This is a genomic window from Spirobacillus cienkowskii (genome assembly GCF_037081835.1).
In the GTDB taxonomy this organism is placed as follows: domain Bacteria; phylum Bdellovibrionota_B; class Oligoflexia; order Silvanigrellales; family Silvanigrellaceae; genus Silvanigrella; species Silvanigrella cienkowskii.
Genome location: NZ_CP146516.1, coordinates 141,297 through 163,445, shown reverse-complemented (window position 1 = coordinate 163,445; position 22,149 = coordinate 141,297). Strand labels below are relative to the sequence as shown.

Genomic DNA, 22,149 nt, shown 5'->3' with positions numbered 1-22,149 from the left:
AGATCTTTTAAACTTTATATAATTTAAATTTTTATAAAAAACTTGATATTATCTAATTAATACATAACTATTTTAAACTAAAATTTGTAAAATTCAAAAATCAGTATAGCATAACTTTTCTTAAAAATAAAGAAACATTAATAATTTTATTGTATTATTTTTTAAATAGGACTTAATTTTTTAAGTAAACAGACGATTGCTTAAAAGCACAAAGGAGTGAATATTAAAACATGCTTATTGAAAACAAAGCATTAAACAGCAAAATATTAATTGTTATTTTACCTATTTTTGCTTTAACCATAGGAATTCACTTTGTTTTTCAAATTTTTCAAACTAGCAATCAATTTCAAGAAGAATTTGATAAATCCATAAAAAATTCTTTAAAAATTTTATCCCCCGCACTTTCTTTAAACATTTTTAATTTGGATAAAGCTGGTGTGACTTCTTCTTCAAAGGGATTGTTTACTAACGATTCTATTGAAAAAGTTTTAGTGTTTTCTGATAAAGGAAAATTTTTTAGTGGGGTTGAGCGCAAAAGTGATCAAAGTCTTGTAGATCTTGAAGGCGCTAATCAAAATTTAGAAGTTTATACAAAAGAGCAAAATCTTAGTAAATTTAATGATATTGAGGTTATTCTTAAAGATAACACGACCCGCGTTTATATTTCATCAATAGTAGATACCAAGTCTACAAGAATTGATGGTTTACTCGTGGTAGAAACCACAACAAAAAACTTAAGTATTCGGACTTATTACATGATAGTAAGTTCTATTTTAAGTTTGTTAATTAGTTTGTTTGTTGCTGGTGTTAGCTCTTACTTTATTATCAAAAGAACGATCTCTAAGCCGCTTGAAAAACTCGGTTCTGATATTGGAGTTGGGTCTAACGAAATTTTAAGTACCAGTAACAATCTCAATAAAGCCTCTGTTGATCTATCTGATTCTATTAAAAAACAAACCTCTGCGATTGAAAAAACGTTAGAACAAATTCAAAACATGGAATTGGTGGTCGAAGAAACCCGAAAAAATGCAGCAGAATGTACCTCTGTTGTGGGCGTTCTTAATGATAAAACTAAAGAAGGTAACAATACCATTGATGCAATGATGATTTCTATTGAGGCGATTAAAAAATCTAGCAAAAACCTCGAAAAAATTTCTGCTATTATTAAAAACATCTCCCAAAAAGCAGGTGTTATCAATGAAATTGTTTCTAAAACAGAACTTCTGTCCCTCAATGCCTCGATTGAAGCCGCTAGAGCCGGCGAATTTGGCAAAGGCTTCTCAGTGGTAGCAGAAGAGGTGGGTAACCTTGCTAAAGTGAGCGGAGACGCTGCAAAAGATATTGAAAACCTTATTGGTGAAAGCATTAAAGTCTCTGAATTGGTGATTAACGAAATGAACAATAGTGTGCAACGCGTGTTAAAAGACTCTGAAAAGGTATCTGCCTCATTTCAACAAATTGCATCAGGAGTTACCAATATTTTTGACAATACTATGAACATCCAAAAAGCAACGGATAAACAAAACGATTCCATTAAAGAAGTGTTAGACTCCACAAACTTTCTCAATAACTCAAACAAAGTCACACACTCTGCCACCGAAAAATCTTTGCTACTTGCTAAAAATCTCGATGGCCAAAGCAGCCAATTTAAAATGATTATGAATGCTATCAACTCTATTATCCTTGGTAAAAAATAATTACACAATTTATTATTATAATATTTGAAAAATTTTAAGATATTTAATGTTTTAAAAAATTTTATAAAAATAAAAATAATCAAATAATTTTCTTATTTTTTAAATAAATATACCGATACTAATAATCAGAGGAGATTTTATTAATGATTCTTACCAATAGAGCATTAAACAGTAAAATATTAATTGTTATTTTGCCTATTTTTGCTTTAACCATAGGAATTCATTTTGTTTATCAAATATTTCAAACCAGCAATCAATTTCGCGAAGAGTTTGACAAATCAATAAAAAATTCGATGAAAATTTTATCGCCAGGTCTTTCTTTAAGTCTTTATAATTTAGAAAAATCGGGAGCAACCTTTTCAGCTAAAGGTTTGTTTATTAATGAATCAATTGAAAAGGTTGTTGTTTTTAATGATAAAGGCAAATTTTTTGCCGGGATAGAGCGTAAAAGTGATCAAAGTCTTCCAGAGCTTGATGGCGCAAATTACACTTTAGAAAATTACACAAAAGAACAAGATTTAAACAAATTTAAAGAAATAAATGTACAAACAAGTTTTAATGCTTCGAGAATCTATACTTTTTCAATTTTAGACAGCAAAAGTACCAATTTAAATGGTCTACTCGTGGTAGAAACCACAACAAAAAACTTAAGTATTCGGACTTATTACATGATAGTAAGTTCTATTTTAAGTTTGTTAATTAGTTTGTTTGTTGCTGGTGTTAGCTCTTACTTTATTATCAAAAGAACGATCTCTAAGCCGCTTGAAAAACTCGGTTCTGATATTGGAGTTGGCTCTAACAAAATTTTAAGTACCAGTAACAATCTCAATAAAGCCTCTGTTGATCTGTCTGATTCTATTAAAAAACAAACCTCTGCGATTGAAAAAACGTTAGAACAAATTCAAAACATGGAATTGGTGGTCGAAGAAACCCGAAAAAATGCAGCAGAATGTACCTCTGTTGTGGGCGTTCTTAATGATAAAACTAAAGAAGGTAACAATACCATTGATGCCATGATGATTTCTATTGAGGCTATTAAAAAATCTAGCAAAAACCTCGAAAAAATTTCTGCTATTATTAAAAACATCTCCCAAAAAGCAGGCGTTATTAATGAAATTGTTTCTAAAACAGAACTTCTGTCCCTCAATGCCTCGATTGAAGCCGCTAGAGCCGGCGAATTTGGCAAAGGATTCTCGGTGGTGGCAGAAGAGGTGGGTAACCTTGCTAAAGTGAGCGGAGACGCTGCAAAAGATATTGAAAACCTTATTGGTGAAAGCATTAAAGTCTCTGAATTGGTGATTAACGAAATGAACAATAGTGTGCAACGCGTGTTAAAAGACTCTGAAAAGGTATCTGCCTCATTTCAACAAATCGCCTCGGGTGTCACCAATATTTTTGAAAATACCACAAATATTCAAAAGGCAGCCGATAAACAAAACGACTCCATTAAAGAAGTGTTAGACTCCACAAACTTTCTCAATAACTCAAACAAAGTCACACACTCTGCCACCGAAAAATCTTTGCTACTTGCTAAAAATCTCGATGGCCAAAGCAGCCAATTTAAAATGATTATGAATGCCATCAATTCTATCATCCTTGGTAAAAAGTAAATTTTATTTAAATAATTACCAAGTGTCATTTTTTTGATGAACTAATGATTTTAAAAAAATTTACGATCATAATGGTTCATGACAATGTTTTTTTATCCTACTTTTTAAAAGGAGCTCCTAAGTATGTTACTTAAAAAAACAGTTAAGTATCTGGTTATAGCAAAAGTTCTCGCATCCTCTGTTGTTGCGTTAGCGCAACAAAAAATAACTCTAACAACCGAAGACAACCCTCCTTTTAATATGGAAGAAGGTGGCAAAATTACAGGATTATCTACTGACATCATGAGATCTTTGTTAGATAAAGCAAAAATTAGCTACACAATTTCGATGTACCCATGGGCAAGAGCATACAAAATGGGGCTCGAAGAAAAAAATACGGCCGTATACTCAACCACAAGAACAGCAGAACGCGAAGCTTTATTTAAGTGGGTTGGGCCTTTAGTAGAAAATAGCTGGGTTTTTTATGCTAAAAAAGGCACTAAAATTAAAATTACAAGTGTAAACGATGCTAAGAAATATGTAGTTGGTGGATACAATGGTGATGCAAAAGCAGAGTTTTTAATTAAAGAAGGCTTTACCGTTGATAAAAATTTACAGCTTGCAAACAACGATAGACAAAATGCGTTAAAGCTTGATGCCGGTAAAATTGACCTTTGGGCTTCTGATTCACAAATTGGCCCTTGGATTGCCAAAGCAGAAAAAATTGGTGAAATAGTGCCACTTTATACCATTAAAAAAACCGAGCTTCATGCGGCGTTTAATAAAGATACTGATGATGCAACAATTAAAAACTTAAATAGCATACTAGACTCCATGCGCAAAAGCGGCGAAGTTAAAAATATTTATGGCAAGTACAAGTAATTAATTTTAAATACAATAATCAATGTAACTTTAATTATTCTTAAAGGTTAAATTAGTAAGAAAAAATCAACTACTTTAACCTTTAAGAATAAATTTTTATAATTTATAAAAAGTGTCATCACAATACCTGTTAAAAATATTTTAATAAAAAAACTACCAAAATCTGCAAACTTATTTTAAGATTTAAGGAGATTCTCTAATAATAAGGTACATTATATGAAGTTATTGCTAATAGACGATGATTCTGATTTGTTAGAGATGACAAGCAAACGATTTATAAGAAAAGGGTTTCAAACCGAAATCTCCTTAAATTTAACAAAAGCAAAAGAAATTTTAAACAATAATTCTGATATCAAATGTATTATATGCGATTTATTTTTACTTGATGGAGAAAATGGCATAGATTTTTTTGAATCAGAGACAATTAAAAAATTTAATGGTAAATTTATCCTTGCAACTGGAGACGATACTGCAGATTCAAGAATAGAAAAATACAAACAAAGTCACAAAAACTTTACCTGCTTTCAAAAACCGTATTCTATAGAAGATGTAATAAAATTTATTGAGTAACATTTATGATCAAAAAACTTATTAAACAAAAAAAAACCGAAGTAATGCCTGGTAACTGGGTTAAACTCAATGAAGCAGCACAAATACTATCTGTTTCAGAAATAACTCTTAGAAGAAAAATAAAAAATGGCAAAATAAAGCACCAAATTAAAGATGGAAAATACTTTGTTTATTTAGATCAAAATAATAACCAATCTAAAATTAATGATATTTTACCAAAAAATGAGTTAGAATTAAGAAAATTAACTAAAATTATTGCAGATCAAAAAATCCTAATAGATGCTTTAGAAACCACATTAAATGCATATTTAAATAAAAACAAGGCAAGCTAAAGTAATTGCCTTATTAAAAAACATTAAACACTAAAGGGCGTCATAAAAACCTCATTTTTAAAAAATTAAAAAACCTGAGCAAATATTTTTTTATTGATAAAAATAATTTAACATGACTCTAAGCAGTATTGTTTTAAATGCACCAATAGGAGTACAAAATTGAAAAACAAAAGCCTTGCTTTTAAAATTTTTTCTTCAATTTCAATTTTATTAATATTTATTTTGTTTTCTTGTTTTTATGCAATAATTATGATTAACAAAACCCAAGAATACGCCAAAGACACATCTGAGCAATGGCTGCCAAGCATCGAAGCGTTTAGCCGTATTAATTTAAATGTAGGCAACCTATCAAGGCGCTCTATTCTTACTATTGCCAGCGCCATTGCAAAAGACACCGAAAAAATAGAAAAAGCCATTGCCGAACTCAATAGTTTTAAAGCGAATTTGGAAAAAGAGCTCAAAGACTATAAAGACTCAGGCAAAATTGCACCCGGCGAAGAAGAACTCTATGAATCCACATTAAAATCTTACAACGAATACATCAAATCTTATGATATAGAAATGGATTTGGTTAAAAGCGGCAAGGGGTTAGAATCTCTAAATCATTATAATAACGAAGGCCGCTATTTAATTTTTAACTTAACAGAAAAAATTGATGCGCAATCACAATTTAATTCTCAAGGTGCTAAAAATTCTGCCTCAAAAGGCGCAAACCTCACAACCATTACAAATTGGACAATGACAATAGTGCTAATCAGTTCCGCTGTAGTTGCTTTAGGAATTTTTTCACTTATTTTATCGATTACTGCAACAATTAAAAAAGCCATTATTGAACTCAAACAGCAAGGCGAGAGTACCATGAATATTTCACAAACCCTTAAAAAAAGCTCTCAAACGCTTTCTGATTCTGCGGCGCAGCAAGCCGCATCTGTGCACGAAACCACAGCCGCTATTAACGAAATCACCAGTATGGTGAACAAAACCTCAGAAAATGCCAAAGAATCTACAAATGTTGCTAAAAGTGCTGCAAGCAAAGCAGAAAATAGCCAAGACACCATGAATAAACTGGTGAACAGCATGGAAACCATTCAAGAATCAAACAGCCAATTGCAAAATATTGCCCAAATTATCAATCAAATTCATGCTAAAACCTCGGTGATTAACGATATTGTCTCTAAAACAGAACTGTTATCATTAAATGCATCCATTGAGTCTGCCCGTGCAGGCGAATACGGCAAAGGCTTTGCCGTAGTGGCCGAAGAAGTGGGAAATCTTGCTAAAATTAGTGGTAAATCTGCCCACGAAATTCAAGAACTCATTACCAAAAGCCAAGAAGAAGTGAACAAAATTTTGCTTGTAACCAAAGATCGCATCAATGAAGGCAAATCGGTTACCAACGAAGCCCAAGAATCTTTTGTTAAAATTTCTGAAGACATTATCAATATGGTGTCTGTGATTGAACAAATTTCGGCTGCTACCCAAGAGCAGGACATCGGGGTGCGGCAAATTACAACAGCGATGTCTGAAATTGACCGCGCTACCCAAAAAAACCAAATCTCTGTGAACGAAACAGCGCAATCTTCTAACGAACTTGTAAACCAAGGTGAAAAACTCTCCAAAACTACAAGTCAAATTGAGCTGTTAATACTAGGTAAGTTAACGTAATATTATCTTTAAAAAACTTATTATCCAAATATTTATTTAATTTACAACAAATAAGCTCCGATTATAGATATATAAGAATAATTTATTCTATTTTTGGGGTTATTTTAAATGGAAAACAAAAGTCTTGCTTTTAAAATTTTTACGTCCATTTCTATATTGCTAGCCCTTATTTTATTTTGCTGTATCTATGCAATCAGCATGATTAATAAAACACAAGTGTATTCTCAGGTTACAGCAAAAGAATGGATGCCAAGTATCGAAGCATTTGGCAAAATTAATTTATACCTTGGCAACTTATCTCGAAGAGCGGTGCTTGTGATTGCAGATACCCTTGCCAAACAACAAGAGAGACTTCCCAAAAACCTTGAAGATCTCAATAATTTTAAAGCCACTTTAGAAAAAGAGCTCAAAGGCTATAGTGAAAATGGTCTCATGGCACCAGGAGAAAAACCTTTTTACGATGCCACAATGGCAGCCTACGAAGTATATATGAAAACATATGAGGAAGAACTCGAACACGTGAAAAAAGGCGAAGGCCTCGAAGCCCTCAATCACTACAATACTGTGGGTCGTCCTGCATTATTTAAATTGCTAGAAGCGATTGCAAATGAGTCAAAATATAATTCAGAAGGCGCAGTAAAATCAACACAAGCTGGAGAAAGCTTAACAACCATTACCAATTGGACCATGAGCGCTGTGTTGCTTGTTTCAATTATTATTGCAATAGTTATTACACTTGTGATTCTTTCCATTACAGCGACAATAAAAGCTGCTATTACAGAATTAAAGCACCAAGGCGAGAATACAATGAAAATCTCGCAAACTTTAAAAAATAGTTCTCAATCGCTTTCAGAATCGGTTACCGAACAAGCCGCCTCTGTGCACGAAACCACAGCAGCCATTAACGAAATCACCAGTATGGTGAACAAAACCTCAGAAAATGCAAAAGAATCTACAAATGTTGCAAAAAATGCTGCAAGCAAAGCTGAAAACAGTCAAGAAACCATGCACAAACTGGTGAACAGCATGGAAACCATTCAAGAATCTAACAATCAATTGCAAAATATCGCTCAAATTATCACTCAAATTCATGCAAAAACCTCTGTGATTAACGATATTGTCTCTAAAACAGAGCTGTTATCATTGAATGCATCCATTGAGTCTGCCCGTGCAGGAGAATACGGCAAAGGTTTTGCCGTGGTGGCCGAAGAGGTGGGAAATCTTGCTAAAATTAGTGGTAAATCTGCTCACGAAATTCAGGAACTCATTACCAAAAGCCAAGAAGAAGTGAACAAAATTTTGCTGGTCACAAAAGATCGCATCAATGAAGGCAAATCCGTTACCACAGTCGCGCAAGATTCTTTTGTTAAAATATCCGAAGACATTATCAATATGGTGTCTGTGATTGAACAAATTTCTGCTGCTACCCAAGAACAAGACATTGGGGTGCGGCAAATTACAACAGCGATGTCTGAAATTGACCGCGCTACGCAAAAAAACCAAATCTCTGTGAACGAAACAGCGCAATCTTCTAACGAACTGGTTGATCAAGGCAAAAAACTCTCAAAAACCACAAGCGAAATTGAACGGCTAGTTTTAGGAAAAAAATAAAACTCATTAACTTATTTTTTTAACGTACCCTATATAGCCTGTAAATAAATTTCGAGAGATAGAAAAATCAAAATTTTCGTCAACCTCACCATTTTTAATTAAATTAACAAATGAACTCGAAAATATATTTGGCGTTAAACCTTTTATTTCAACACAATAACAATCATTAATAGAAAAATTTTTTATAATTTCTTTAGGTTTAATAAAAAATTGATAGACATGCAAATTTTTAGGAGTATTGTTAACAAAACATTCCATACCTTTAATAACAAATAACCAAGATAACAAATTTCTGTTAAAAGTATGAAAGAAAAATAGTCCATTTTTTTTTAAAACTCTAACACCTTCTTTGATCACTTTTGTATAATCATCAACGTGTTCAAAAAGATCTAAGGAACAAACGACATCAAACGTTTCATTATCATAAGGCAACTGATGAGCATCTGCTATTTTATAAGTTACAGAGCCACTTTCATCATATTTTTTTGCAATATGCAAAGCATTTTCTTGATTATCAATTCCGGTCACATTAAAATTAAACTTTGATAAATAATTAGTAAGTAAACCACCGCCACAGCCAATATCCAAAACCTTAGAATCAACAAAGTTATTCTTATAAATATTATTTAAAATCCAAGGGTTTCTTGTTTTTGATTCTGCCCTTAACAAGGCGACATAGTCGTTTCCTGTATACCACTTATCACCTAAACTTTTGTAAATCTCATTATTTACTATTTCTTTTTGCATCATAAACATTATCCTTAATCACAAAATTCCAATATATTATTTGATACCAAAAAAATATTATAGCCAATATAAATTGTGTTAAAATTACATATTTTAATAACTTAAAATCAAAGTAATTAAAAAATAAAAACTCTGTTTTAGCAAATAAAGACCAAGAAAAAAACAAAATACATAAAATAACGGGATGCAAAACAAACAAAAGAGCATGCAAATATTGTTCAAAACTATTTGCATATTTTAAATGCACTGCTTCATCTTTAACTATTAAAAAACACGAAAAAACTGCATTTATTAAAAAAACAAAAAATACAGCTTTATTCATTGGAAAAAAAATTACCAATATATAACAAAGCAAAAAACACGCTGTATCAACGGGATGTCCAATTCTTTCCCACTTAGGAAGCCATCTTTTTTTATGACAATAAAACTCATCCACTAGCATTAAAAAAGCGTGAAACAAAATTATCAAAATAAAAAAAATCTCAAGCAAATTCATACAATTCTCATTAACGAACCAACCACAGTTAAACCAGGGCCAAATGCTAAACTCACTACTAAAGTACCAGCCTGTACGTTTGAGTTAATTATTTCATTCCAAATATGCGGTAACGTTGCCGAAGACATATTACCATAATTTTTAAGTATCAATTCACTAAATTCAATATTTTTATCTGATAAATCTAACACATCTTTTATCAATTTAATTATTTTAGGGCCACCTGGATGCACAGCATATAATGCATTATCCTTAATTTCAGCATAAGAATATTCTGTTTTCGAAAATAATTTTTCAATAAAATTAAAAATATTTTCTGCAATAACAGCAGGAACTTTACCAGATAAACTCATATAAAAACCACTTTCAGACAAATCCCAAGACATTGCATCTAAAGTGTGTGAAATAATCATCTCATGAGTTGCTAAAATTTCTAAACCTTTATTCAATCCATAACGATAAAATGCATTCTTTTCAAACAATGAATAATAAATAAATCCATCTGCAAATAAACTTTGCACTACAAACTGACCAGGATCATGCAAATAAGGATTAAAATGCAACGTACATAGTTCTGTATGAACAATATCCACTCGACCTTTAATATTGCTAGTAAGCGCGTTTTCTAAATTATCTTGTAATAAGTAACCTTGCGCCACTCGCAACGTAGGAAGAGCGGCGTAACAACCCATATGGTATGCATGATAAATTTTTGTAAAATCGCCCCATCCCATTTTGGAAACTAAAATTTGCGCTGCTGAAGGTGAAGAGTAGCCTGTACAGGTTACATGAATTATATTTTTTGGTGGCACATTTACTTCAGAGTATAAGTCCTCAAAAACTTTTCCAACTATTTCGTTAAAAAAAAGCATTTTTTCTTTAATAGTTGGACTGCAATTATTATTTTTTAAATTAAACAATTGCATTTCATCCCAATTTGTATGGAGAAAATCAGGAATACATGTGCCTCGATTAGAAATTTTTTCGGGGCCACAAGCAAAACGATTAACATAATTATTCATTAAGTAATTTATTTTTTCTAATGATTTAGAATCAGGAGAATTTAAATTTTCATTATATTTTGCAAGAGCATGAGCTTGCGAGATCCAGTTTAACGCATTGTGCTGTGCAACTTCAAACTGTGGTCTTTTTACAATGAAGTTACCTAAAACAGGAATCATAAACACTCCCTATCCTATTAAAAAAAATGTGGCAACATCTTCTGAACAGAGTCTAAAATAATTTCTGGAGACAATTCACGCATACATTTAAAATGCTTTTCAGGGCATACACTTGAACCATGATTTGTACAAGGATGGCAAGAAAGCGTATTTCCTGCTGCATCGCGGTAAACTAGAATCGTGCTTTTTTCTGAAGTCGGATAAAAACCAAAAGTCCAACTAGTTGGTCCAAAAATAACAACAACAGGGACATTAGAAGCAGAAGCAATATGCACCGGACTCGAGTCATTTGCAATTACAAAACTCGCTTTAGACACCAAAGTTACAAATTCGTCTAATGGCAAATACTTGCTAACATCAATAATTTTATTTTTTAAATGTGGGTATGCATCAAAATAATCTAATATACATTTAATATCATTGTAATCATTACGCGATCCAGCTAAAATACAAGTTAAATTTTGTGAGTTACTTAATATTAAAAAAATTGCTTTTGCAAAATTTAAAGCTGGATACTTTTTAGTTGCCCATGCAGAACCAGGATTCACAATAAAATAAAAACTTTCTTTGCTAAAAAAATCCGGATTTTTTTCATTAAAAATAGACAAACTTTTATTAGGAATTAAAATAGGTCTAGAAATTTTTAATGCAATTTGATAAGAAGCTTCAGATAAAAGCCACCTTGGTGCTAAATCTAAACACCGTAAACATTCATGTTTGCTTTTATTAAAAGGCATAAGTTCGCGATATACAAATTTTAAAGCACTATCATTAAAACCAATACTTTTAGGAACTTTTGCAAAAAGCACGCATAAAGCTGTTGTAACAGATTTATGCGGCACTAAAATTACATCAAGAGACAAAGATTTAATTTGTTGAGAAATTAAAAAAATTGATTTAATTTTTTTAAAACCAGATTTTTTATCTATAGCTATACATTTTTTTATTCTATAATCATTATTATACAGTAATAATGATTCTTTTTTAATTATTAAATATATTTCATGTTTATCTGTGTAAAGAGCCTCTATTAACAAACCAAGTAATACAATATCACCTATAAATGCTGTATGAAGAATTCCAACTTTCAAATTTTTTTCTCCAAAATTAAAGCATTTTCACTATTTTTATAATATTTTTTTCTCTCACTAACTTTATTAAAGTTAAATTTTTTGTAAAGATGAATTGCTGGCAAATTATTTTCTCCAACTTCGAGTAAAATTTTATTAACTTTATTATTTGCTATTTTTTTACAAAAATCATCTAGATAAAATAACATTAAGCTAGCAACACCTTTTTTCTTAAAATCTTTGCTTACACAAGTATACTCTATTTCGCAATCTTCGTATGTAACATTAAAATTTAAAAATGCGATTAAGTTTTTATTTTGAAAAACAAAAATAGCTCCTAAAAAACAAGAGCTGTTTTGTTCAAGATTTAAGTTATCATAAAATTTTTTTAATAAATTTAAACTAGGTGCATAAATATCATTCTTACAAATTAAATATACAGTTTCTGATATTTTATCATAAGATAACAAATTTTCTAAATAACTTATTTCTAATAAATTATTAGAAATAAATATAGGCGCTACATTGTCACTAATTTCACTTAAATATAAATTACCTTTACTAATACAGACTATTTGTTTACAATCTGGATTTTCTAAATTTACTTTATTCATTTTATATTTTTATTTCCTTTAAAAGGAACTTTCCATGAAAATGCCCCAGACCATAAAGTTGGATTTTTTTCAAATCCTCCTTTAATTGAGTAGTAAACATTTGATTCTTAAAATTAAATAAACAAAATCCCTAATAGTTTCTTGTGAAAAATTATTAATTTTTTCTGCTACATCTTTTTCTAGCACTTTCCATGGTTTTTGAGCCATTACATTGGCAGAAATATTTTCTAATGCTTCGTTTGGGATACTAAAAATTTTTAATCTAAAACTTTCATCCCAAGTTAAGCAATAAAAAATTATTCTTTGAACATCTTTGGGATAAGTCAATATTTGTTGCTCTGTAAGCTTTCCTGTATTTATTAGTTTTTGCATTGATTCACTATCATTCCAATTAGTTTCTAAGGTAACAGGATCGGACGATAACATATTTGAAATTGCTAAAATTGCTTGTATATCAAGGGATGTATAAACAGAAAATCCGTTTTTTTCTCCGCAACTAAAAACGGATTTATTAGTAAAAACGACTTTTCCTGGAGGTATTGCCTTTGTAATAGGATTGAGCAAGTTTAAATTTTGCGAAAACGCTTTACCTGAATTAAATATTAAAAATAAAATTAAACTAAATATTTTCCACATCTCCAAATAATATCTCCAACCTATAAATCCCCGCTTTAAACTCAGATGTCTGAATACCTCTCCAATACTCAAACGAAGGTTTTATAGAAAATAAGTTTTGAAATTTAATAGTTAAACCAGCGCCATATGTCATCGAAAATTGTCCTAACGTGTTGTTAGTTTGAATATCAAGCACAGATCTCCTATTATAAAAAAAAGTGTAACCCAAACCAGCTGTTGCATAGGGCTTTACAATACTCCTAAAATTTTGATTTAAAATAAAATCAGTAGGAATATAAACTTGAATTTTAGAGTAAATTGAAAGAGGACTCAAATCAGACCGCGCTGTACTTTTAGACATCCAATCCGACCAACGTAACTCTATGCCCCCTAACCAAATATCTCTAATTTTATGATGCATTCCAATTGAAAAACCGAGACCAAAAGAATTATAACTCTGGGCGGCTGAACTTGTCACAAATTCGTTATAAACACCTAAGGAAATAACGGTATTTGCCAGTGTAATGTTTTCACTTTTTAGAGGAACAAGCATACCAGAAACACCATCAACCATTGGATATTTTTGTTCTAATTGACTTTGCATTATTGGCATTTCAGTTTGCATTTTTATATTCTTTCACACACACAATATGGCACAAGAAACGAGAGAGCTTAAAATGACTTCACCTGTTACACTTTATTCTGACGGAGCATGTTCTGGAAATCCTGGACCAGGTGGCTGGGCCTGTGTTTTGATCTACAATAATCAAAAACGGAGAATCTCGGGTTATGAAAAACATACCACTAATAATAAAATGGAGCTTATGGGAGTGATTCGTGGCTTAGAAAGCCTAACTCGACCAATGCCAGTTCTTATTATCACCGACAGCCAATATGTCAAAAACGCATTTACGGCTGGCTGGCTCGAAAACTGGCAAAAAAACGGTTGGAAAACAAAATCTGGTTCTCCCGTTAAAAACCAAGAACTATGGTTGCAACTTTGTTTATTACAAAGAAAACACAGCTTATCATGGCAATGGGTAAAAGGTCACTCAGGAGATTTATACAACGAAATGTGCGACGAACTCGCACGAACTGCAATTTTAACACAAAAAGGGGTCGACGAAAAATTTTAAAAAAAATTTCACAAAAAATAACCATTACCTTACCAAAGCTTTTTTTACAGGAAATTATTACAAGTTTTGGTTATTTAGCTCCATTGAGCATGCTTGTTATTTTCTTAAGCGATAATAACTCAATTACGGTTGAACAAGTTGGATTTGCCATGTTTGTCAGCTCGTTAACAGCTAGGTGGGGAAGACTCATATTTTCTCCTGTATTTAATTATTTTAAACCCAAAACTATTTTATCTATAATGCAAATGGTTGGCGCACTTGGTTATTTATTACTTTATTTACATCAATCATTTATTTTTATAATAATTTCATTAACTTTAATTGGTTTATTTTACGGAAGTAACACAATTTATATTAGAGTGCTCACATCCTTTTTAAAAAATAACAATAAGTTTTCAACCAAAAGTTACTCAATTATTCATATTGGAACAAATATTTCTGCCACCGCAGGACCAATTTTAATTAATTTTTTATATAACATTAAAAATAAAGAATTTGTTTATTTATTTATGAGTTCTTTTTTAACATTAAGTTCTATAATTACAATGATAATAATTCCAAAAGCATCTATAACAAAACAAAACAACATTTTAAAGCAAATATTTTATATGTTATTTTCTAAGAAATTTTGGCACATTTACTTTATTATTTTAGTTTGTTGGTTTTACAGTGCTCAAATATATTCTTTAGCACCAATTATTATTTCAAAATATTTTAATTTTTCCAACTATATATGGACAATATCAAGCTTAAATGGGTTGATGATAATTTTTTTATCGCTGCCATTAAACAATTTTTTTAATAAATACTCAAATAGTAATTATTTACAAATACTTTATTCTGTTATTTTATCTTTTATAGGCCTCGCTTTACTAGCCTATAGCCATAATTTATATTACTTTTACACCTCAATTATAATACTAACACTAGCTGAAATATTATTTATCCCTGCAATTCAAGCATTACTAACATCTCAAACTAATAAAAACTCGCGAGTTGCTATATTTGCAACTTATGCTGTATTTGTTGGCCTTGGAGAAGGTTACGGATATTATTTTGGAACAAAAAGCTTAGTTTATTTTAATTCAAATTTATTTTTAAGAGAAAAAACCTTTTACTTTATTATAATAGCAACTTTATTTTGTTTAGGAATATGTGTAAGAAATCATAATAAAAAGAAATTAAATTTAACTAATTAAAGTTATCATTTCTTCTGGAATTAATGGAATTTGAGGAACGATCCCAGCAAATTTAACATAAAAATTATCAAAATTTTGTTCAGTTTCAGGTTCAAGATCATTAGCAATAAAATTTATTGAACATAATTGTTCGCTAGTATATTGATTAAAAATATTGTTTTTAATAAAATTTACTTCACTTCTTAAATTTTTAATTTCTTGTTGTCCAGATAATATAATTTCTTCATCATTTTCTAATATTCTATTTTGATCGTATGTATTTATTGTATAAACTAAATTTTGAAAGCTCTCAACATTTTCTTCATCAACATGTAAATCTTTTTTTCCTAAAACATCTGCAATAACTTGAGTTTTATTAGGAAGTGACTGAATAATAGAACTATACAAAATAGAATTGCTGATGTTATCAATTACAAACAACTGAAAAATACCAGGATCTATTTTATAAACAAAACCACTTAAAAAATTATGATATATATTATTAATTTGATTAAAGTTATATTTCTTAACTCCAAATAAATCACTCAAATACACAGATACCGAGTTAGCACTTAAATTTAATTTAGACATATCTAAATTTAAAAACAAAGAACCAAAATTCAAATCATAAAGTGGTTGTAAAAATTGATTGTCTATATTTATTAAGCTTGGTTCTATTAATCTAATTAACAGCGGAGATTTTTTATCTACAAAAACCTGTCCAGGTTCATAATTATTAATAATTGAAGCAATTCTTTCTGTAAAAATTTCGGCAGAAGGGATTAAAGTAAAAAATTTATCCATATTTCTAGGGTTAGTACTATAATGAACAGTTACAAAATCATCGTTTAAAGGAATATTTAATGATTCCAAATCACCATTGTTTAAATACTGAGAATAATTTAAATAGCTCTGATTATTATTTTGTAAAGTTTCTATTGCATTGTGTAAACTTAGATAAAATGGAATTTTGGGTGTGTTCCATAAATTTTCATTTAAATCTAAAGACAAGGAATTATTATTAAGAGTTAATATTTTTGCTGGCCTTATAACAGAAATATTTAAATCAAAAAAATTAAAATCAGAAAAGTAACTAGGTGGTAAATAAATTTGAAAAGTACGGCTAGTACCATTTTTTAGTTTAAAATTTAAGTTATAAAAATCAGATTGATTAGAACACAAAAATTCAGAAGAATTGCAAGACTTAACATTAAAAAAACAAAAATGCCCATTTTCCGAAAATTCTGTTTGATTTAACGATGGAATTTCTCCACGATCAAAGTAACTGGCTTTGTAGCTTTCTCCAGAAGTAGACAGCAAATCAACAGAACCACCTTTAATATCTTCTGGCCAAAGACCTACAGCATATCCACATAATCCAGCATTTTCAAAATGCTGTTTTTCTTTTGTTAGTACTTCAGAAAAACTAGAAATAACAAAATAAGAGCTTAAATAAATATTATAATAATTTGCTTGTGTTCCAACATATGCTTGAAGTAATTTTTTTGATAAAAAACCTTTTTTATCCCATATGATCAGTGTAATAGAACTTCCTTCAGGTAGTACGCTATCAATAGAAAAACAGCCGTTGCCATCAGGATAAAATTCAAGATGTTGATTTTCAATTTGCGAGTAGTCAATTCCGCCTAACCGAATTGCAATATCTTGAAAATTATTTTGCAAATAAGCAGAATCCTCAGGCACAATAAGACGACCAGAAATTGAGCCCACTCTTGAGCATACGTTTTCAAAATTTTGAGAGGCTACATTATTTACAGGTAAACTATAATCTTCATCATTTTCTAGTGCAAATATTACATTGTAGCTCACCAAAAAAAACAAAAATGTACAAATTTTTAAAATATATCTTAAGCTTAAACTCATCACAATCTCTAACAAAAATACGACATAAATAAAAACATCCACAAAAATACATAACACAAATTTTTATAAGATTTAAATAAAATTATGCACTGCAATAAAATGATAGAGGTAAAATTCACTGCAAAAATTAAAAATAAAATTTAATAAAATTAATTATTTATAGAAAAATACTGGGAGGCTAATAATACATCTTTTCCTATTTGCTGTTTGAGTTCATCGAGATTTTCAAACTTCATTTCACCACGAATAAATTTTTTAACATGAAACCGAACACGAGAACCATATATCTCTTGTGAAAAATCTAAAATATGAGCTTCTATTTGTAATTTCAATCCAGACGCAATTGTAGGACGCACACCACAATTCATAACTGATGGCAGCAACACACCATTTGATTCAATTTCAACCAAACATGCATACACACCATATCTTGGGATCACTAAAATATCATCAAGCTGAATGTTTGCAGTTGGAAAGCCTATCAATCGACCACGCTGATCACCTTTAACTACAATGCCAGGCAAGCAATAAGGTCTTGTTAAAAACTTTTCTACCTCTTCGACATCTCCACAAGTTAATGCACCTCTAATTAAAGAAGACGAAACAACTTGTCCATCAAGCATTTTAAATGCGGGAATTTGCACTATTTTCCAATTTTCTTTACTTGCAAAATTTTTCATGTGCGCAAAGTCACCTTTACGCTGCTTTCCATATTGAAAATCATGACCAATTATCACAGAATAAATATTAAAATTATTTTTTAACCACATACAAAATTCATCAGAACTCAAAGATGCAAAGTCATTATCAAATTGCTGAACAACAACAACATCAACACCAATTTTTAATAATAATGACACTTTATCTTCAAGTGTAGACAACAAAGTCTTAGGGTTTTTTGGTGAAAAAAAACTGACTGGGTGTGGATGAAAGGTTAAAATTGCAATAGGAATTCCAGCATTTAATTTTTTTAGTTGATCAATGAGATAAACATGCCCTGCATGAACTCCATCAAAGTTTCCAATAGTAAAAGAAACAGTTTCTTTTTGATTTATAATTTCTTGATTACCAAACAACTTATAAATTGTTTTTACAGACATAATTTACTGTACCTGAATGCATGAAAAATTAGCGACATTTTCGTATAGAGAACAAATTTTGGTTAAAAGATTGAGACGATTTCTCTTAAGAGCTTCATCAGGATCATTAACCATAACTGTTTCAAAAAATTCACTTAGTGGTTCGGCAAGACTTGCTAACGTATTAAACACTTCTTGATATTGCGAATTTTGTAATTGAGTTTTAATTATATTTTCAATGTTTTGCAATGTTTCGTATAATAAAAACTCTGCAGAAGCTTTAAATAATTTTGTATTAATTGTGGTATCATTCCAATTATAAGTTAAATTTTTTGCTCTTTTGTATGGTAACAAAGCGTTTTGTAAAGAGCCTTCTCCAGTTTTTTTCAAAGCATTTGTCATTTCTACTGCAAATAATCTCACTTTACTAAATGGTTCTTCAAGCAACTGTCTTGACAAAGCTTCAATTAAACGAATATCAAATTCATCCTCTAATGCCGCTTTTATTCTATCAATAATAAACAAATTTGTTTTATGTCGACTCTCAATTGTTACCTTTACTTGCTTTTCTTCTTCTATAACTTGGAAAGTTAAATTTAACACATCTTTTAACGGTAAAGCAATGCTATTGTTTTCGTTTCTGATACCAAGAAGCCTAACTACGCCTAGAGCAAGTCTTCTCATTCCAAGAGGATCTTTACCAGCTTTCATTTCGGCACCATGCGAAAACATAAGACACAAAGAATCTAGCTTATCTGCTAACGCCAAGACCACTCCTTCTATGGTTGTAGGTAGCGGCGATTGAGCCCCCAAAGGCAAATAATGTTCTTCTACAGCTTTTGCGGCAATTTCTGATTTATAGGTATCATTAAAAACATTTTGTTCTTTAAGCAAAATTCCGCCCATAATACCTTGCATTTCATCGGGAAACTCTTGAACACAACCAGTTTTTAAATCTGCTTTACAAAATGCTGCAGCAGTTTCTAGTATTTCTTTTTGTTTTGTGAGTTGTAATAAAATACATAAGTGCGAAACTAATTTTTTAATGCGCTCTGTTTTATCAAACAAAGAACCCATTCCAGCTTGAAAGAGCTGGTGATGTAATTTGTTGCGTAACTCTGCCAAAGGAGTTTTTAGATCTGTATCATAGTAAAAAGCGCCATCTTCTAGTCTTCCAACAACTACAGTTTTAGTGCCTTCAATCATTTCTTGTAAATTATTACATTTATAATTAGCAACTCCAATATAGTAGGGAAGTAATTTCTCATTGTTTAAAGATGCTACAGAAAAATAATTCATATGTTCTTTTAAAACACTAGAAATTAACGGCTTTGGTAATCTTAAATATTTTTCTTCAAATTCTGCAATAAAAACATAAGGATTTTCGTATAAACCAACACACTTGTCTAATAAAGAATTATCAATTTGTACTTTTCCATTTTTTTCTGCAGCCAATTTTTTTGCATTATTTAGTATAATTGAATTTCTTTCTTTTATAAATGGCTTAACAAAAATATTATTTAAAACTTTAAAATAATCATTTACATGCTCAATTGGTAGTGATTCTGGATGCAATATTCTTTGACCACAAGTTAAACGACTTGCTGTTAAACCAAACATATTAAGTGGGATCACTTTATCTTCAACCAACGCAACAATCCATCTTACAGGACGTATAAACGTTGGACTTATATCTTGCGGTAGCCATTTCATCATTAAAGGAGCCGAAAACGCGTAACACCATTCTTTAAATTTTTCTGCTAGAATAGTAGGAAAGTCACGCCCCTCTAAAAACTTTTCTGAATACATAAACACGCCTTCATTTTTAGACTTAAACTGAACGCGCAAAGGATCGATATTATTCTTTTTACAAAAACCCAGCCCTGCTTGACTAAGACTTCCGTCAGACGCTTTAGCAATACGTTCTGCAGGTCCCCAGATTTCTAAAGTTTTAGAATTTTCTGTTTTTGGTATATTTTTAAACAAAATACTCAAACGCCTAGATGAAATTTCAATACTATATGATGCATGTTCTTTGGCGAGTGTATCGTGAAAAAGTGCCAATTTAAATTTTCTTTCGCTACAAATTCTGCAACCTTAGATTCTAATTGAGCTTTGGCACTGACCTGAAAAGCGGGCGGCATTTCTTCTACTCCCAGTTCAAATAATATATTTAAACTCTGACTAGAAGAAAATTGATTAATATTATTATACAATTGAGTTTCATTAAATTCCAATTTTTTTGGATTATTTAATTTATTAGAAAACAACGGTTTGCGCGCATCATTGTCTAATCTGTTTAATAACGGAAACCCAAGCTTTTCACGAGATGCTCGATATTTTAATGCACACTTTCGCGCACAATCTCGAACTCTTCCTATATAACGTTGCCTTTCACTTACAGAAATCGCGCCTCGTGCATCTAATAAATTAAAACAATGCGAAGCCTGTAAAACATAATCGTAGGCGGGCAAAACTAAATTTTTTTCGCACAACGCCATAACTTTTTCTTCGCATACTTCAAAATATTTAAATAATTGCTGGGTATCAGCTTCAATAAAATTAAAACTAGAAAATTCAAACTCATTTTGAAAAAAGATGTCACCATAAGTAAATTGGTCATTAAATGGCATATCAAGGGCATTATTATAGCCTTTTGAGTACATAAATAGACGTTCTAAACCATACGTTATTTCTCCACAAACAACATCAATATCCTGGCCACCGAGTTGTTGAAAATAGGTAAATTGAGTCACTTCTTGACCATTTGCACGTATTTCCCAACCTAACCCCCAGGCACCCAGTGTTGGTCCTTTCCAATCATCTTCTAGTAAACCTATGTCATTTTCTTTTAAATTTATTCCAACATGCTCAAGTGATTTTAAAAATATATCAACAATATTTGATGGAGATGGTTTTAACAAAACTTGTAGTTGGTAATAATGCTGAAAGCGATAAGGGCTTTTGCCATAACGACCATCAACCGGACGTCTGCAAGGCTGCACATATACAGATCGCCATGGTTCTGGCCCAACACCTTTTAAGAACGTGTGCGGGTGAAAGGTTCCTGCTCCCATATTTGCATCATAGGGTTGGCTCCAAATACAGCCATAGTCAACCCAGTAATTGCATAGAGCAATAATAAATTCTTGAAAATTCTTTATTTCCACAATTATCACCTTTCACCCAAATGGACATATCAAATTACCTAACCACAAAAAATGATTTACACTAAGAAATTCTTTAAGAAAAGAAAAGTTGTATTAGGCATTTTTAACAAAACTGATGTGTATAAAAATATTATGACAAATTATGCTAATTTATCGGTCATAGTAACTTAATAAAATCATAATTTTTTCTAAAAAATTTTCTTTGGCTTTAAAAAAAGTCGAAACACTCTTGCTTTGCCACTTAAGAGGCATTATTTGTTTCAGTTCGGGTAATTCAACTACAGCGCAACTTGCATCAAGCAAGAGTGAGGAAAGTCCGGACTTCATAGAGCAGAATGCTGGCTAACGGCCAGGCGGGGTAACTCGACGGAAAGTGCAACAGAAAACAAACAGCCTAAGTTGCAAAACTGGCAATGGTGAAATTGTGAGGTAAGAGCTCACAGATTGTTCTGGTAACAGACAGTGTGGCAAACCCCATTCGAAGCAAAGCCAAATAGGGGTGGAGAGCTTGCTCGGCTCATTTAACATCCGGGTTGGCTGCAAGGATTGTTATGGTAACGTAACAGCAAGAGAAATTGTAGTTTTAAACAGAATCCGGCTTATGGATTGCCCGAATTTATTTTTATTTTTGCA

At 31.0% G+C, this 22,149-nt stretch carries 20 protein-coding genes and 1 other RNA gene; 10 read left to right on the top strand and 11 right to left on the bottom strand.

Annotated elements, in window-relative coordinates; all coding sequences use genetic code 11:
- Positions 1–230: 230 nt before the first annotated feature.
- The 7 genes from Spiro2_RS00745 (at position 231) to Spiro2_RS00715 (ending at position 8,346) form a co-directional block, all read left to right on the top strand.
- The gene (locus Spiro2_RS00745; protein WP_338636405.1) at positions 231–1,697 is read left to right on the top strand and encodes a methyl-accepting chemotaxis protein; all 1,467 of its coding nucleotides are present in this window, start codon (positions 231–233) and stop codon (positions 1,695–1,697) included.
- A gap of 143 nt (positions 1,698–1,840) precedes the next feature.
- Complete coding sequence (locus Spiro2_RS00740) at positions 1,841–3,307, top strand: methyl-accepting chemotaxis protein (RefSeq protein WP_338636404.1); 1,467 nt, start codon at positions 1,841–1,843, stop codon at positions 3,305–3,307.
- Positions 3,308–3,430: 123 nt separating this feature from the next.
- On the top strand, positions 3,431–4,168 hold the full coding sequence (locus Spiro2_RS00735) for an ABC transporter substrate-binding protein (RefSeq protein ID WP_338636403.1): 738 nt from the start codon (positions 3,431–3,433) through the stop codon (positions 4,166–4,168).
- A gap of 216 nt (positions 4,169–4,384) precedes the next feature.
- Positions 4,385–4,738: a hypothetical protein gene (locus Spiro2_RS00730; RefSeq protein WP_338636402.1), complete on the top strand. Its 354-nt coding sequence runs from the start codon at positions 4,385–4,387 to the stop codon at positions 4,736–4,738.
- A 5-nt stretch (positions 4,739–4,743) separates the two neighbouring features.
- A complete protein-coding gene (locus Spiro2_RS00725) occupies positions 4,744–5,070 on the top strand; it encodes a hypothetical protein (RefSeq protein ID WP_338636401.1) in 327 nt (108 codons plus the stop codon).
- A gap of 159 nt (positions 5,071–5,229) precedes the next feature.
- Positions 5,230–6,735 (top strand): HAMP domain-containing methyl-accepting chemotaxis protein, encoded by a 1,506-nt coding sequence (locus tag Spiro2_RS00720; RefSeq protein ID WP_338636400.1) that lies wholly within the window; start codon positions 5,230–5,232, stop codon positions 6,733–6,735.
- Between the two features lie 108 nt (positions 6,736–6,843).
- Positions 6,844–8,346: a HAMP domain-containing methyl-accepting chemotaxis protein gene (locus Spiro2_RS00715; RefSeq protein ID WP_338636399.1), complete on the top strand. Its 1,503-nt coding sequence runs from the start codon at positions 6,844–6,846 to the stop codon at positions 8,344–8,346.
- Between the two features lie 6 nt (positions 8,347–8,352).
- On the opposite strand, the gene ubiG is transcribed toward Spiro2_RS00715, so the two are convergent.
- From ubiG to Spiro2_RS00680, 7 genes are all read right to left on the bottom strand, one after another.
- On the bottom strand, positions 8,353–9,096 hold the full coding sequence (gene ubiG, locus Spiro2_RS00710) for a bifunctional 2-polyprenyl-6-hydroxyphenol methylase/3-demethylubiquinol 3-O-methyltransferase UbiG (RefSeq protein WP_338636398.1): 744 nt from the start codon (positions 9,094–9,096) through the stop codon (positions 8,353–8,355).
- A complete protein-coding gene (locus Spiro2_RS00705) occupies positions 9,071–9,589 on the bottom strand; it encodes a hypothetical protein (protein ID WP_338636397.1) in 519 nt (172 codons plus the stop codon). Before Spiro2_RS00705 ends, ubiG begins: the two co-directional genes overlap by 26 nt.
- On the bottom strand, positions 9,586–10,770 hold the full coding sequence (locus Spiro2_RS00700; protein WP_338636396.1) for a 3-oxoacyl-[acyl-carrier-protein] synthase III C-terminal domain-containing protein: 1,185 nt from the start codon (positions 10,768–10,770) through the stop codon (positions 9,586–9,588). The genes Spiro2_RS00705 and Spiro2_RS00700 overlap by 4 nt, the downstream gene beginning before the upstream one ends.
- A 17-nt stretch (positions 10,771–10,787) precedes the next feature.
- Positions 10,788–11,861, bottom strand: a complete 1,074-nt coding sequence (locus Spiro2_RS00695) for a glycosyltransferase family 9 protein (RefSeq protein WP_338636395.1) — start codon at positions 11,859–11,861, stop codon at positions 10,788–10,790.
- A complete protein-coding gene (locus tag Spiro2_RS00690) occupies positions 11,858–12,454 on the bottom strand; it encodes a GNAT family N-acetyltransferase (RefSeq protein ID WP_338636394.1) in 597 nt (198 codons plus the stop codon). Before Spiro2_RS00690 ends, Spiro2_RS00695 begins: the two co-directional genes overlap by 4 nt.
- An 81-nt stretch (positions 12,455–12,535) precedes the next feature.
- Entirely contained in the window at positions 12,536–13,096 is a 561-nt protein-coding gene (locus Spiro2_RS00685) for a hypothetical protein (RefSeq protein WP_338636393.1), read from the bottom strand.
- Positions 13,074–13,694, bottom strand: coding sequence for a hypothetical protein (locus tag Spiro2_RS00680; RefSeq protein ID WP_338636392.1), 621 nt, complete (start codon positions 13,692–13,694; stop codon positions 13,074–13,076). The genes Spiro2_RS00685 and Spiro2_RS00680 overlap by 23 nt, the downstream gene beginning before the upstream one ends.
- Before the next feature lie 52 nt (positions 13,695–13,746).
- Here Spiro2_RS00680 and rnhA point away from each other — a divergent pair, with 52 nt between their 5' ends.
- On the top strand, positions 13,747–14,205 hold the full coding sequence (rnhA, locus tag Spiro2_RS00675; RefSeq protein ID WP_338636391.1) for a ribonuclease HI: 459 nt from the start codon (positions 13,747–13,749) through the stop codon (positions 14,203–14,205).
- A complete protein-coding gene (locus tag Spiro2_RS00670; protein WP_338636389.1) occupies positions 14,100–15,404 on the top strand; it encodes an MFS transporter in 1,305 nt (434 codons plus the stop codon). The genes rnhA and Spiro2_RS00670 overlap by 106 nt, the downstream gene beginning before the upstream one ends.
- Here Spiro2_RS00670 and Spiro2_RS00665 read toward each other — a convergent pair.
- The 4 genes from Spiro2_RS00665 to Spiro2_RS00650 all read right to left on the bottom strand — a co-directional run bounded on the left by Spiro2_RS00665 (position 15,393) and on the right by Spiro2_RS00650 (position 21,516).
- Entirely contained in the window at positions 15,393–17,267 is a 1,875-nt protein-coding gene (locus Spiro2_RS00665; RefSeq protein WP_338636387.1) for a hypothetical protein, read from the bottom strand. The genes Spiro2_RS00670 and Spiro2_RS00665 overlap by 12 nt on opposite strands.
- Positions 17,268–17,416: 149 nt before the next feature.
- Positions 17,417–18,367 carry a riboflavin biosynthesis protein RibF gene (ribF, locus tag Spiro2_RS00660; RefSeq protein ID WP_338636386.1) on the bottom strand — a complete coding sequence of 317 codons (951 nt, stop codon included), beginning with the start codon at positions 18,365–18,367 and terminating at the stop codon, positions 17,417–17,419.
- A 3-nt stretch (positions 18,368–18,370) separates the two neighbouring features.
- Positions 18,371–20,410 (bottom strand): glycine--tRNA ligase subunit beta, encoded by a 2,040-nt coding sequence (gene glyS, locus Spiro2_RS00655; RefSeq protein ID WP_338636385.1) that lies wholly within the window; start codon positions 20,408–20,410, stop codon positions 18,371–18,373.
- Positions 20,338–21,516 carry a glycine--tRNA ligase subunit alpha gene (locus Spiro2_RS00650; protein ID WP_338636384.1) on the bottom strand — a complete coding sequence of 393 codons (1,179 nt, stop codon included), beginning with the start codon at positions 21,514–21,516 and terminating at the stop codon, positions 20,338–20,340. Before Spiro2_RS00650 ends, glyS begins: the two co-directional genes overlap by 73 nt.
- A 265-nt stretch (positions 21,517–21,781) precedes the next feature.
- Here Spiro2_RS00650 and rnpB point away from each other — a divergent pair.
- An RNA gene (gene rnpB, locus Spiro2_RS00645) (RNase P RNA component class A) lies at positions 21,782–22,134 on the top strand.
- The last annotated feature ends 15 nt before the right edge of the window (positions 22,135–22,149 follow it).

Bases quoted from the DNA above. Each gene is read 5' to 3' on its own strand.
- Spiro2_RS00680 (WP_338636392.1), bottom strand. From the start codon at position 13,694: ATGCAAACTGAAATGCCAATAATGCAAAGTCAATTAGAACAAAAATAT.
- Spiro2_RS00725 (WP_338636401.1), top strand. From the start codon at position 4,744: ATGATCAAAAAACTTATTAAACAAAAAAAAACCGAAGTAATGCCTGGT.
- Spiro2_RS00715 (WP_338636399.1), top strand. From the start codon at position 6,844: ATGGAAAACAAAAGTCTTGCTTTTAAAATTTTTACGTCCATTTCTATA.
- Spiro2_RS00730 (WP_338636402.1), top strand. From the start codon at position 4,385: ATGAAGTTATTGCTAATAGACGATGATTCTGATTTGTTAGAGATGACA.
- Spiro2_RS00665 (WP_338636387.1), bottom strand. From the start codon at position 17,267: ATGAGTTTAAGCTTAAGATATATTTTAAAAATTTGTACATTTTTGTTT.
- Spiro2_RS00700 (WP_338636396.1), bottom strand. From the start codon at position 10,770: ATGATTCCTGTTTTAGGTAACTTCATTGTAAAAAGACCACAGTTTGAA.
- Spiro2_RS00745 (WP_338636405.1), top strand. From the start codon at position 231: ATGCTTATTGAAAACAAAGCATTAAACAGCAAAATATTAATTGTTATT.
- Spiro2_RS00735 (WP_338636403.1), top strand. From the start codon at position 3,431: ATGTTACTTAAAAAAACAGTTAAGTATCTGGTTATAGCAAAAGTTCTC.
- Spiro2_RS00705 (WP_338636397.1), bottom strand. From the start codon at position 9,589: ATGAATTTGCTTGAGATTTTTTTTATTTTGATAATTTTGTTTCACGCT.
- Spiro2_RS00670 (WP_338636389.1), top strand. From the start codon at position 14,100: ATGGCAATGGGTAAAAGGTCACTCAGGAGATTTATACAACGAAATGTG.
- ribF (WP_338636386.1), bottom strand. From the start codon at position 18,367: ATGTCTGTAAAAACAATTTATAAGTTGTTTGGTAATCAAGAAATTATA.
- Spiro2_RS00740 (WP_338636404.1), top strand. From the start codon at position 1,841: ATGATTCTTACCAATAGAGCATTAAACAGTAAAATATTAATTGTTATT.
- rnhA (WP_338636391.1), top strand. From the start codon at position 13,747: ATGACTTCACCTGTTACACTTTATTCTGACGGAGCATGTTCTGGAAAT.
- ubiG (WP_338636398.1), bottom strand. From the start codon at position 9,096: ATGATGCAAAAAGAAATAGTAAATAATGAGATTTACAAAAGTTTAGGT.
- Spiro2_RS00690 (WP_338636394.1), bottom strand. From the start codon at position 12,454: ATGAATAAAGTAAATTTAGAAAATCCAGATTGTAAACAAATAGTCTGT.